Genomic DNA, 12,143 nt, shown 5'->3' on the forward strand with positions numbered 1-12,143 from the left:
CAGGGGCCTGATTTTCAACGAATTCGAATAAAATTCACTTAACGATCAACGCAACACCATCAGCAGCGCCAGCACGACAACCGCACCGATGCTCATGGACGCCACATACCAGCGCAGGTAACCGTTCTCGCTGTACAGCAGGCCTTTGCCTGCAAAGCGGGAAAGGATCGCCGGGATATTCATCAGGCTGTTCAGCGGGTCGCGCTTCAGCAGCCACGCGATGCCCAGGAACGGCTTAACGAAGATCATGTCGTACAGCCAGTCGAAGCCCCACGCGTTGTACCACCAGGTGCCCAGCAGGCGGCCCGGCGCACTGTTGGCCACGGCAGTGACCAGCGTACGTTTGCCCAGCCACAGCCATGCTGCGATCAGGATGCCCGCGATAGCGACCACACCGGAGGTGATTTCAAGCGTCAGAACGCGACCGTGCTCAAGCTCGGTGGTGTCTGGCAGTACGCCCTGCAGCGGAGGCACAATCATCGCGCCAACGAAGGTGGACAGTACCAGCAGCACAATCAGCGGCAGGTGATGGGTAATCCCCTTCCCTGCGTGAGCATGAATTTGTTCTTTACCGTGGAATACGATGAAAATCATACGGAAGGTATACAGGGAGGTCATGAATGCACCGACCAGACCCGCAACCATCAGATTGATATGACCATTCGCCATGGCACCCGCAAGGATTTCGTCCTTACTGAAGAAGCCCGCGGTGATCAGCGGCAGTGCCGCCAGCGCCGCGCCGCCCACCAGGAAGCAGACATAGACCAGCGGGATAGACTTACGCAGTCCGCCCATTTTGAAGATGTTCTGCTCGTGATGGCAGGCCAGAATCACCGAACCGGATGAGAGGAACAGCAGCGCTTTAAAGAACGCGTGCGTCATCAGGTGGAAAATGGCCGCGTCCCACGCCTGAACGCCCAGCGCGAGGAACATGTAACCAATCTGGCTCATGGTTGAGTACGCGAGAACGCGCTTGATGTCGGTCTGCACCAGCGCGGCAAAGCCTGCCAGCACCAGCGTGACCGCACCGACGATACCCACCAGATGCAGAATTTCCGGGGTCATCAGGAACAGGCCATGGGTACGCGCAATCAGGTAGACACCGGCGGTGACCATGGTCGCAGCGTGGATCAGCGCGGAGACAGGGGTAGGACCCGCCATCGCGTCGGCCAGCCATGTCTGCAACGGCAGCTGTGCGGATTTACCCACGGCACCACCCAGCAGCATCAGCGTTGCCCACCACAGCATGTTATTGCCTGCGGCGAAGTGCGCTGGCGCCAGTTCCACCATTTCGCGGAAGTTCAGCGTGCCCAGTTCGTTGTAAAGAATGAACAGCGCGAAAGCGAGGAAGACGTCACCCACGCGGGTCACGACGAACGCTTTCATGGCCGCTGCGCCATTCTTCGGATCGGCATAGTAGAAACCGATCAGCAGGTAAGAACACAGACCCACGCCTTCCCAGCCCAGATACATCAGCAGCAGGTTATCGGCCAGGACCAGAACCACCATGCTGGCGATAAACAGGTTGGTGTAGGCGAAGAAGCGGGAGTAACCCTCTTCACCGCGCATATACCAGGAGGCGAACATGTGGATCAGGAAGCCGACGCCGGTGACCACGGAGAGCATGGTCAGGGAGAGACCATCCAGCACCAGGTTGAAACCGATGTTGAAATCACCGACTGACATCCAGGTCCACAGCGGCACGCTGAAAGGCTGACGCCCGTTGTTAAAGAAGTCGATACCCGCATACGCTGTCACCAGCGCGGCCAGGCCAACAGAGCCCATGCCGACGGTTGCAGACAGATTCTCAGACCAGCGGCCGCGAGAAAACGCCAGCAGCACGAAGCCAATCAGCGGAAAAATAATGGTTAAGGCAAGCATGTTCATCCACGCAACTCACTTACTGAATCGATGTTCAGATTCTGGCGGCGACGATGGAGCTGCAGCAACAGCGCCAGGCCAATACTCGCTTCGGCAGCCGCGAGGCTGATGGCGAGAATGTACATCACCTGACCATCGGTCTGGCCCCAGTAGCTTCCGGCGACCACGAAGGCCAGCGCGGAGGCGTTAATCATGATTTCCAGCCCGATCAGCATAAACAGCAGATTGCGGCGGATAACCAGACCGGTCAGACCCAGAACGAATAAAATCGCAGCGAGGATCAGTCCATGTGTTAAGGGGATCATGCGCGCTCCTCCGTTTTTCTTTTCGCGCGGTCGTCAGTGCGGTTGCTCAGCACCTCGCCAGCACGCTCTTCGCGGCCAACGTGGAAAGCCACAACCAGACCTGCCAGCAGCAGCATTGAGGCCAGTTCCACTGCCAGAACGTATGGGCCAAAGAGCGTGATACCCACCTCTTTCGCGCCAATCGGCGTGCCGTCGATGCCCTGATCGTTAACACCCAGAATGGCGTAAACGATCACCACCAGCATGATGGCCGACAAAATTGCCGGGCCGATCCACACCTGCGGTTTTAACCACTGACGTTCCTGCTCAATTTCAGAGCCGCCCAGGTTCAGCATCATCACTACGAACACGAACAGCACCATGATGGCCCCGGCGTAGACGATGATTTCCAGCGCACCGGCGAAGTGCGCGCCCAGTGCGAAGAACACCCCGGAAATGGCCAGCAGCGAGATGATTAAGTACAGCAGCGCATGCACCGGATTGGTGTGCGTGATCACTCGCAGCGTAGCCAGGATGGCGATAAGGCCACAGATATAAAAAGCGAATTCCATTGCCCTCTCCTTACGGTAACAGGCTCTTGACGTCGATAGGCTTAGCTTCGTTCTCTGCTTCGCCCTTATCTTTGCCGTCGATTGCCATACCCGCCATCCGGTAGAAGTTATATTCCGGGTATTTGCCCGGACCGGAAATCAGCAGATCCTCTTTCTCGTACACCAGGTCCTGACGCTTGTACTCACCCAGCTCGAAGTCTGGAGTCAGCTGAATCGCCGTGGTTGGGCACGCTTCTTCACACAGACCGCAGAAGATGCAGCGTGAGAAGTTGATGCGGAAGAACTCAGGGTACCAGCGGCCGTCTACCGTCTCGGCTTTCTGCAGAGAGATACAGCCGACCGGGCACGCTACCGCACACAGGTTACAGGCAACGCAGCGCTCGGAACCGTCCGGGTCGCGCGTCAGCACGATACGGCCACGGTAGCGCGGCGGCAGATATACCGGCTCTTCCGGGTACATCCGGGTTTCGCGTTTGGCAAACGCATGCAGGCCGATCATCCAGATACTGCGTACCTGGGTACCGAAGCCTACCAGTAATTCTTTTAAGGTCATGGTCTATTGCCCCTTATGGCTGCTGCCAGAGAATGACAGCGGCCGTTACCAACAAGTTGACGAGCGTCAGCGGCAGGCACACTTTCCAGCCGAAGGACATTACCTGGTCATAACGCGGACGCGGTAACGCTGCGCGAATCAAAATGAACATCATCATGAAGAACGCGGTTTTCAGCGCGAACCAGATGAACGGCGGTAAGAACGGGCCATGCCAGCCACCAAAGAACAGCGTTACCATCAACGCGGAAATGGTGACAATACCGATGTACTCGCCCACGAAGAACAGACCGAATTTCATACCGGAATATTCGATGTGGTAACCGTCGGCCAGTTCCTGTTCGGCTTCTGGCTGGTCAAACGGGTGACGGTGACACACTGCCACGCCCGCGATGGCAAAGGTAATAAACCCAAAGAACTGCGGAATAACGTTCCAGATGTCGGCCTGATTGTTGACGATGTCGGTCATGTTGAATGAACCGGCCTGCGCCACTACGCCCATCAGGGAGAGACCCAGGAACACTTCGTAGCTCAGGGTCTGCGCGGAAGCACGCATCGCACCCAGCAGCGAGTATTTGTTGTTACTGGACCAGCCTGCGAACAGGACCGCGTAAACCGCGAGGCCTGCCATCATCAGGAAGAACAGAATGCCGATGTTCAGGTCAGCGACCACCCAGGTCGGGCTGACCGGCACGATAGCAAACGCCAGCAGCAGCGAGGTGAAGGCGATCATCGGTGCCAGAGTAAAGATCACGCGATCCGAGAAGCGCGGGATCCAGTCCTCTTTAAAGAACATCTTGATCATATCCGCGACCAGCTGGAGTGAACCACCCCAGCCCACGCGGTTCGGTCCGTAACGGTTCTGGAACAGACCGAGCAGACGACGTTCACCAAAGCTCATGAACGCGCCGCAGGTGACCACCACCAGCAGGATAACAATCGCTTTCAGAATGCTCAGCAGGATGTCGATAAGATCCGGCGTTAACCAACTCATGCTTTTGCCTCCTGCAGATTATCAAGACGCGCACCCGCCAGAACCGGCGCGATGCCAGGCATACCCATCGGCAGACCGACCTGCCCTGCTGTCAGACTTTCAGAAATAATCAGCGGCAGGCTGATGGTCTGGCCGTCATAGCTAAAGGCGATGTTCGCACCCGCGTTAACGCCAAGCTTCGCGGCATCCGCCGGGTTAAGCTTGATGTACGGCTGCGGCATACGGGTCTGGAAGACCGGTGAACGCTGGGACAGCTCGTCGCTACCGAACAGGTGGTAGTACGGCGCAATACGCCAGCTACCGTCCTGCGCCTGGAAGCTCGCCGGTACGGTGGTGAAGAAGTCCAGACCGGTTTCGGAAGCTTCAATCAGACGCACGCCCGGATCGCCGTGGCGCAGGGAGCCGCCCACTTCAGCCTGGAACTTGTTCCATGCCTGCGGGGAGTTCCAGCCCGGTGCCCATGCGAACGGGATTTGCGAACGCGGCGCAGACGGCTGGTTGTTCCCTTCCATGGAGAAGGCGAACATGGTGTCTTTATCCTGCGGCTGGCGCGGTTCGTGCACGCTGATATTGGCGCGCATTGCGGTACGGCCACTGTAACGGTGCGGTTCACGCGCCAGTTTCTGGCCGCGAATGCGGAAGCTCGCTTCAGGCGCGGCATCTTTAATGCCTGCCAGCTGAGGCAGTTTTTCCACCACCGCGTCGATAACGTGGTCGAGCTGCGTCCAATCCACTTCACGGCTCTGCACGGTGCTGTGCAGGGAGTGCAGCCAGCGCCAGCTTTCCAGCATCACGGTGTTGCTGTCGTAGTAAGACGGGTCATAAACCTGGAAGAAACGCTGCGCGCGGCCTTCGTTGTTGATAACGGTACCGTCGCTTTCTGCGAAGCTTGCCGCAGAGAGCACCAGGTGCGCTTTGTCCATAATCGCGGTGCGCTGATGGTCAATCACCATCACCAGCGGCGCTTTGGAGAGCGCGGCGTCAACGCGAGCGGCAGAAGCATGACGATGCAGGTCGTTTTCCAGCACCACCACGGCGTCAGCGGCACCGGATTCCAGTTCGCTTAACGCAGCTTCCAGCGAGCCGCCGCCAATCATGCCCAGACCAATGCTGTTCACCGCACGGGCAATCATGGTCACACCGACGTCAGCACCGCGGCCTTTCAGGGCTTTGGCCACGTTGGCTGCGGCCTGAATGATCTCTGCGCTACCGGCGTTGGTACCGGAAATAATCAGCGGTTTCTTCGCACCGGCCAGGGCCTGAACAATCACGTCAACCTTGTTTTGCAGGTCGCGATCCAGCTCAACGGCCGGTGAGTTGTTGTCCAGCGCGTGGGCAATCGCAAAGCCAAGACGCGCCTGATCTTCAACCGGTGCGCAGTAGGTCCACGCCGCGATATCGTCCAGACGGGTATTGTCGACGTTGGTCACAAACAGAGGATGCTTCGCGCGCTGACCGATGTTCAGGATCGCCGCAATCTGCCAGTCAGCCACTTTTTGCGCCGCTGCCATTTCACGTGCTTTACCCTTCACCGCCTGACGGACCGCCAGAGCTGCGCGGGCGCCGGTCTGGGTCAGGTCTTCACCCAGCACCAGGACCGCATCATAGGATTCGATTTCGCGCAGCGCAGGGGTATGGATACCGCCTTCACGCAGCACTTTCAGTACCAGCTGCAGACGTTCCTGCTCGCCCTGGGCGATGCCGGTATAGAAGTTTTCCGCCCCGACCAGCTCGCGCAGCGCGAAGTTGCTTTCGATGCTGGCACGCGGGGAGCCGATACCGATCACTTTCTTCGACTGGCGCAGAATATCTGCCGCGCCCTGCATCGCCTGTTCTGCATTCAGGGTAATGAAATCGTCGCCACGGCGCTGAACCGGCTGACGCGGACGGTCTTTCAGGTTCACATAGCCATAGCCGAAACGACCGCGGTCGCACAGGAAGTAGTGGTTAACGGTACCGTTGTAGCGGTTTTCGATACGACGCAGTTCGCCGTAGCGCTCACCCGGGCTGGTGTTACAGCCGAGGGAACACTGCTGGCAGATGCTTGGCGCAAACTGCATGTCCCATTTACGGTTGTAACGCTCGGAGTGAGTTTTATCCGTGAAGACGCCGGTCGGGCAGATTTCTACCAGGTTACCGGAGAATTCGCTCTCCAGCACGCCGTCTTCCGGACGACCGAAGTAGACGTTGTCATGCGCGCCATACACGCCCAGATCCTGACCGTCTGCATAGTCTTTGTAGTAACGCACGCAGCGATAGCAGGCGATGCAGCGGTTCATTTCGTGAGAGATGAACGGCCCCAGATCCTGGTTACGGTGGGTACGCTTGGTAAAGCGATAGCGACGGAAGCTGTGACCGGTCATCACGGTCATATCCTGAAGGTGGCAGTTACCGCCCTCTTCACAAACCGGACAGTCGTGCGGATGGTTGGTCATCAACCACTCCACCACGCTTTCGCGGAACTGTTTGGCTTCTTCGTCATCAATCGAAATAAAGGTGCCTTCGGTGGCTGGCGTCATACAGGACATCACCAGGCGACCACGCGTGTCTTCCGCGTTTTGATATTGCTTCACCGCACACTGGCGGCAAGCACCGACGCTGCCCAGCGCCGGATGCCAGCAAAAGTACGGAATATCGAGGCCAAGAGACAGACAAGCTTCCAGCAGGTTGTCCGCCCCGTTGACTTCGTATTCTTTGCCGTCTACATGAATCGTAGCCATTAGCATGCTTCCAGTTGGCTCGGTCGAAACCGAGCGTTAATCAAAATTCTTGTCGTTACCAGCGCGCTTTAAGCAGGTTCGGCTGAATCCCATTGATCGCATGGGTATTGCTGAACGGCTGCTTGATGCCTGCTTCGAACTCGTCGCGGAAATATTTGATCGCGCTCTGCAGAGGTTCGACGGCACCCGGTGCGTGGGCACAGAAGGTTTTACCCGGGCCTAAGAATCGACACAGTTGCTCAAGTGTTTCGATATCGCCAGGCTGGCCTTCGCCACGTTCGATTGCACGCAGGATCTTCACGCTCCACGGCAGACCATCACGGCACGGTGTACACCAGCCGCAGGACTCACGGGCGAAGAACTCTTCCAGGTTACGCACCAGCGAGACCATGCCGATCTCGTGGTCGACGGCCATCGCCAGCGCCGTACCCAGACGGCTGCCTGCTTTACCAATGCTTTCGAATTCCATCGGCAGGTCAAGGTGGGCTTCGGTCAGGAAGTCTGTCCCTGCCCCACCCGGCTGCCAGGCTTTAAATTTCAGGCCATCGCGCATGCCGCCGGCGTAGTCTTCAAGAATTTCGCGCGCGGTAGTACCGAACGGCAGTTCCCAGACGCCAGGATTTTTCACGCGACCGGAGAAGCCCATCAGCTTGGTACCGGCATCTTTGCTTGAGGAGATACCCTGATACCACTCCACGCCGTTCGCGAGGATAGCCGGAACGTTACACAGGGTTTCGACGTTGTTTACGCAGGTCGGTTTCCCCCACACGCCGGAGCTGGCCGGGAACGGTGGCTTGGAACGCGGGTTCGCGCGGCGGCCTTCCAGGGAGTTAATCAGCGCAGTCTCTTCACCGCAGATGTAACGCCCGGCACCGGTGTGCACGAACAGTTCGAAGTCAAACCCGGTACCCAGGATGTTTTTGCCCAGCAGGCCCGCTTCGGTGGCTTCGGCAATCGCGCGACGCAGGTTTTCCGCTGCTTCGATGTACTCACCGCGCAGGAAGATGTAACCACGGTACGCTTTCAGCGCAAACGCGGAGATCAGCATGCCTTCCACCAGCAGGTGCGGTAGCTGCTCCATCAGCAGGCGGTCTTTATAGGTGCCCGGCTCCATTTCATCGGCGTTACACAGCAGGTAACGGATGTTCATGGATTCGTCTTTTGGCATCAGGCTCCACTTCAGACCGGTGGAGAAGCCCGCGCCGCCGCGGCCTTTCAGTCCAGACTCTTTTACCGCGTTAACGATGTCGTCCGGCGCCATGCCGCCAAGGGCTTTACGCGCACCGGCATAGCCGTTTTTGCTCTGATATTCGTCGAGCCATACCGGCTGTTTGTCATCACGCAGACGCCAGGTCAGCGGATGCGTCTCAGCAGTACGAATTACAGTTTTCATTTGTACTGCTCCAGCAGGTCAGGAATCGCTTCCGGCGTCAGATGACTGTGAGTGTCCTCATCAATCATCATGGTCGGCCCCTTGTCGCAGTTACCCAGGCAGCAGGTTGGCAGCAGAGTAAAGCGACCATCGAACGTGGTCTGGCCCGGCTTGATATTGAGCTTCTTCTCAATCGCAGCCTGAATGCCCTGATAACCGGTGATGTGGCAGACCACGCTGTCACAGTAGCGGATCACATGGCGGCCTACCGGCTGACGGAAGATCTGGCTGTAGAACGTGGCTACGCCTTCTACGTCACTTGCCGGAATACCCAGCACTTTCGCGATCGCATAGATCGCCCCATCCGGCACCCAACCACGCTGTTTCTGTACGATTTTCAGCGCTTCAATGGACGCCGCACGCGGGTCTTCGTAGTGGTGCATCTCGTGCTCAATGGCGGCACGTTCTGCTTCACTCAGCTCAAAAGCCTCGGTTTGTGGTTGTTGATTCTCGTGCATAATTAGCGGTCCACATCTGACATAACAAAATCGATACTACCCAGATACACAATCAGGTCGGAGACCAGACTGCCGCGGATGGCGGACGGGATCTGCTGCAGGTGCGCAAAGCTCGGCGTACGCACGCGGGTACGGTAGCTCATGGTGCTGCCGTCACTGGTCAGGTAGTAACTGTTAATACCCTTGGTCGCTTCAATCATCTGGAAGGATTCTTGCGCCGGCATGACCGGACCCCAGGAAACCTGCAGGAAGTGGGTGATCAGGGTTTCGATATGTTGCAGCGTGCGCTCTTTCGGCGGCGGCGTCGTCAGCGGGTGATCCGCCTTGAACGGGCCTTCCGGCATGTTGTTGAGGCACTGCTCAAGGATGCGCAGACTCTGGCGCAGCTCTTCCACTTTCAGCATCACGCGGGTGTAGCAGTCGGACACGCCGCCGCCCACCGGGACTTCAAAGTCGAAGTTCTCGTAGCCAGAGTAAGGACGGGCTTTACGCACGTCGAAATCAATACCGGTCGCACGCAGACCTGCCCCTGTCGTCCCCCACTCCAGCGCCTCTTTCGCGCCGTAGGCAGCAACGCCCTGGGAACGGCCTTTCAGGATGGTGTTGCGCAGCGCGGCTTTCTCGTAAGACGCCAGACGTTTCGGCATCCAGTCGAGGAACTCACGCAGCAGACGGTCCCAGCCGCGCGGCAGATCGTGTGCCACACCGCCGATACGGAACCAGGCTGGGTGCATACGGAAACCGGTAATGGCTTCTACCAGATCGTAGATTTTCTGACGGTCGGTAAAGGCGAAGAAGACCGGGGTCATCGCGCCGACGTCCTGAATGAACGTGGAGATGTACAGCAGGTGGCTGTTGATACGGAACAGTTCTGACAGCATGACGCGAATCACGTTAACGCGATCCGGCGTAACAATACCCGCCAGTTTCTCAACGGCCAGCACGTATGGCATTTCGTTGACGCAGCCGCCGAGGTACTCGATACGGTCGGTATACGGAATGTAGCTGTGCCAGGACTGACGCTCGCCCATCTTCTCAGCACCACGGTGGTGGTAACCGATGTCAGGCACGCAGTCGACAATCTCTTCACCGTCGAGCTGAAGAATAATACGGAATGCACCGTGCGCAGACGGGTGGTTTGGACCGAGGTTGAGGAACATGAAGTCCTCGTTGTCGGTACCGCGCTTCATGCCCCAGTCTTCCGGTTTGAAGGTCAGCGCTTCCATCTCCAGATCCTGCTTGGCTTTGGTCAGCTCAAACGGATCGAATTCGGTAGCACGTGCCGGGTAGTCTTTACGCAGCGGGTGGCCGGTCCAGGTCTGCGGCATCATGATGCGCGTCAGGTGCGGGTGGCCGTCAAAGGTCATGCCGAACATTTCCCAGGTTTCACGCTCGTACCAGTTGGCGTTCGGGAAAAGTTTGGTGATCGTCGGCAGATGCATGTCGTTTTCAGACAATGCCACCTTGAGCATGATATCCGTATTACGGTCTATTGAGATCAGGTGGTAGAAAACGGAAAAATCCGCAGCAGGGAGACCCTGGCGGTGCGTTCTGAGACGTTCATCCATGCCGTGTAAGTCAAACAGCATGACGTACGGTTTTGGCAATTTCTTGAGGAAATCGACAACTTCCAGCAATTGTTCACGCTTCACCCAAACAACGGGTACCCCGGTGCGGGTAGCCTGAACAGTAAAGGCATCCGGCCCAAAACGGTTGCGCAGTTCGCCAATGACTGGGTCATCCAGATGATCCCGGGTCTGCCAGGCGGCTTCTTGCGCGGTTAAGTCGGTCATATTGTTCACCATTGCAAATGGTCCGTGGTGACTGTTGAGCCTGGCTTCGCGCTATTTGAGTAGTGATATGCGAAGGTGTTCTCCAGGCCTACAGGCGCAAATTAAATTTCGTCAGGCGTACGCAGATTGGTGACGGCAATACGTTCACCACGTTTACGCTCGCGCTCAGACTGCATGTTCGCGCGATACACACCCTGATCGCCAACGACCCACGACAGTGGGCGACGTTCTTTACCGATAGACTCCTGCAGCAGCATCAGCGCCTGCATGTAGGCTTCCGGACGAGGCGGACAACCCGGGATATACACATCCACTGGGATAAATTTATCTACGCCCTGTACGACGGAATAGATGTCGTACATACCGCCAGAGTTAGCACATGCGCCCATGGAGATAACCCATTTTGGCTCCAGCATCTGGTCATAAAGACGCTGAATAACAGGTGCCATCTTGGTAAAGCAGGTACCGGCTACCACCATCAGGTCAGCCTGACGTGGGGAAGCACGCAGTACCTCTGCCCCAAAACGCGCAACGTCATGCACCGCAGTGAATGACGTCACCATTTCAACGTAGCAGCAAGAAAGGCCAAAGTTGTAAGGCCAGATGGAGTTCTTACGACCCCAGTTGACCATATCGTGCATGGCATGTTCGAGTTTGCCCATGTACACGCTTTTATTGACTTCTTGCTCCAGGGGGTCGGTTACGATCTCCTGTTTTTGCAGGGGGTAACGGTCATTCTCACCGTTAGGATCTATGCGGGTGAGCGTATAATCCATCTTATTGCCTCGCTGTTACTGCTGACGATTAGAGATACTGTTTTCCGGGTTGATGTGTTCACGACGTGAACGCGCAGGCGTCCAGTCAAGCGCGCCAATACGCACCAGATAAACCAGACCGGCCAGTAGCACTAAAATGAAAATTGCGGCCTCGACAAAGCCCACCCAACCACTTTCGCGAATGGAGGTCGACCATGCGAAAAGGTAAAGCGCTTCCACGTCGAAGATGACGAAGAACATGGCTACCAGGTAAAACTTGGCAGACAGGCGTAAGCGAGCGGTACCTACTGAATCAATACCTGATTCGAAAGGTGTGTTTTTGTGCCTTGCACGGGCGCGACCGCCCAGGAACCAGCCGCCGACTAACATCAGGCAGCACAGGCCAATGGCTACAATAAGAAAGATTGCGAATGCCCAGTGATGAGCGATGACTTCTGTGGATGTTGACATACTCATTGCTTACTCATCAAAAGTGATACCAACGACACTGCTCTTGCTGGCAGATGGGCATCACATCGATTCATGGGGAGGAACAAATAACCTTACACTAACTGTCAGAAATGAGACGTAGACAGCAAAATGATGGGGTTTTTTACTCCTTTCTATAACCTATTGTCAACTTTAACAAAGGTTTCTTCACATTAAATTACATCGAGCGATTCTCATTAACATTTGGTGCCCTT

The 12,143-nt window shown here is 56.8% G+C and carries 11 protein-coding genes; all 11 read right to left on the reverse strand.

What is annotated here, in order from left to right; translation table 11 throughout:
- Nucleotides 1-45: 45 nt before the first annotated feature.
- Nucleotides 46-1,887, reverse strand: a complete 1,842-nt coding sequence (nuoL, locus tag V1572_RS18380) for an NADH-quinone oxidoreductase subunit L (protein WP_196365130.1) — start codon at nucleotides 1,885-1,887, stop codon at nucleotides 46-48.
- Entirely contained in the window at nucleotides 1,884-2,186 is a 303-nt protein-coding gene (nuoK, locus tag V1572_RS18385; RefSeq protein WP_003861496.1) for an NADH-quinone oxidoreductase subunit NuoK, read from the reverse strand. The genes nuoL and nuoK overlap by 4 nt, the downstream gene beginning before the upstream one ends.
- A complete protein-coding gene (gene nuoJ, locus V1572_RS18390) occupies nucleotides 2,183-2,737 on the reverse strand; it encodes an NADH-quinone oxidoreductase subunit J (RefSeq protein ID WP_008500212.1) in 555 nt (184 codons plus the stop codon). Before nuoJ ends, nuoK begins: the two co-directional genes overlap by 4 nt.
- A 10-nt stretch (nucleotides 2,738-2,747) precedes the next feature.
- Nucleotides 2,748-3,290, reverse strand: a complete 543-nt coding sequence (gene nuoI / locus V1572_RS18395) for an NADH-quinone oxidoreductase subunit NuoI (RefSeq protein ID WP_003861491.1) — start codon at nucleotides 3,288-3,290, stop codon at nucleotides 2,748-2,750.
- Between the two features lie 13 nt (nucleotides 3,291-3,303).
- Entirely contained in the window at nucleotides 3,304-4,281 is a 978-nt protein-coding gene (gene nuoH, locus V1572_RS18400; protein ID WP_008500211.1) for an NADH-quinone oxidoreductase subunit NuoH, read from the reverse strand.
- Entirely contained in the window at nucleotides 4,278-7,001 is a 2,724-nt protein-coding gene (nuoG, locus tag V1572_RS18405) for an NADH-quinone oxidoreductase subunit NuoG (protein ID WP_021241554.1), read from the reverse strand. The genes nuoH and nuoG overlap by 4 nt, the downstream gene beginning before the upstream one ends.
- Before the next feature lie 55 nt (nucleotides 7,002-7,056).
- Complete coding sequence (gene nuoF, locus V1572_RS18410; RefSeq protein ID WP_008500209.1) at nucleotides 7,057-8,394, reverse strand: NADH-quinone oxidoreductase subunit NuoF; 1,338 nt, start codon at nucleotides 8,392-8,394, stop codon at nucleotides 7,057-7,059.
- A complete protein-coding gene (gene nuoE / locus V1572_RS18415) occupies nucleotides 8,391-8,891 on the reverse strand; it encodes an NADH-quinone oxidoreductase subunit NuoE (protein WP_008500208.1) in 501 nt (166 codons plus the stop codon). Before nuoE ends, nuoF begins: the two co-directional genes overlap by 4 nt.
- Before the next feature lie 2 nt (nucleotides 8,892-8,893).
- The gene (gene nuoC, locus V1572_RS18420) at nucleotides 8,894-10,696 is read right to left on the reverse strand and encodes an NADH-quinone oxidoreductase subunit C/D (protein WP_023312537.1); all 1,803 of its coding nucleotides are present in this window, start codon (nucleotides 10,694-10,696) and stop codon (nucleotides 8,894-8,896) included.
- Nucleotides 10,697-10,785: 89 nt separating this feature from the next.
- Nucleotides 10,786-11,460 (reverse strand): NADH-quinone oxidoreductase subunit NuoB, encoded by a 675-nt coding sequence (gene nuoB, locus V1572_RS18425; protein WP_003861482.1) that lies wholly within the window; start codon nucleotides 11,458-11,460, stop codon nucleotides 10,786-10,788.
- A gap of 15 nt (nucleotides 11,461-11,475) precedes the next feature.
- Nucleotides 11,476-11,916: an NADH-quinone oxidoreductase subunit NuoA gene (nuoA, locus tag V1572_RS18430; RefSeq protein ID WP_006176516.1), complete on the reverse strand. Its 441-nt coding sequence runs from the start codon at nucleotides 11,914-11,916 to the stop codon at nucleotides 11,476-11,478.
- Between the last annotated feature and the right edge of the window lie 227 nt (nucleotides 11,917-12,143).

It is taken from the genome of Enterobacter quasiroggenkampii, from assembly GCF_043972695.1.
In the GTDB taxonomy this organism is placed as follows: domain Bacteria; phylum Pseudomonadota; class Gammaproteobacteria; order Enterobacterales; family Enterobacteriaceae; genus Enterobacter; species Enterobacter quasiroggenkampii.

Bases quoted from the DNA above. Each gene is read 5' to 3' on its own strand.
- nuoB (WP_003861482.1), bottom strand. From the start codon at position 11,460: ATGGATTATACGCTCACCCGCATAGATCCTAACGGTGAGAATGACCGT.
- nuoH (WP_008500211.1), bottom strand. From the start codon at position 4,281: ATGAGTTGGTTAACGCCGGATCTTATCGACATCCTGCTGAGCATTCTG.
- nuoK (WP_003861496.1), bottom strand. From the start codon at position 2,186: ATGATCCCCTTAACACATGGACTGATCCTCGCTGCGATTTTATTCGTT.
- nuoG (WP_021241554.1), bottom strand. From the start codon at position 7,001: ATGGCTACGATTCATGTAGACGGCAAAGAATACGAAGTCAACGGGGCG.
- nuoA (WP_006176516.1), bottom strand. From the start codon at position 11,916: ATGAGTATGTCAACATCCACAGAAGTCATCGCTCATCACTGGGCATTC.
- nuoL (WP_196365130.1), bottom strand. From the start codon at position 1,887: ATGAACATGCTTGCCTTAACCATTATTTTTCCGCTGATTGGCTTCGTG.
- nuoF (WP_008500209.1), bottom strand. From the start codon at position 8,394: ATGAAAACTGTAATTCGTACTGCTGAGACGCATCCGCTGACCTGGCGT.
- nuoE (WP_008500208.1), bottom strand. From the start codon at position 8,891: ATGCACGAGAATCAACAACCACAAACCGAGGCTTTTGAGCTGAGTGAA.
- nuoJ (WP_008500212.1), bottom strand. From the start codon at position 2,737: ATGGAATTCGCTTTTTATATCTGTGGCCTTATCGCCATCCTGGCTACG.
- nuoI (WP_003861491.1), bottom strand. From the start codon at position 3,290: ATGACCTTAAAAGAATTACTGGTAGGCTTCGGTACCCAGGTACGCAGT.
- nuoC (WP_023312537.1), bottom strand. From the start codon at position 10,696: ATGGTGAACAATATGACCGACTTAACCGCGCAAGAAGCCGCCTGGCAG.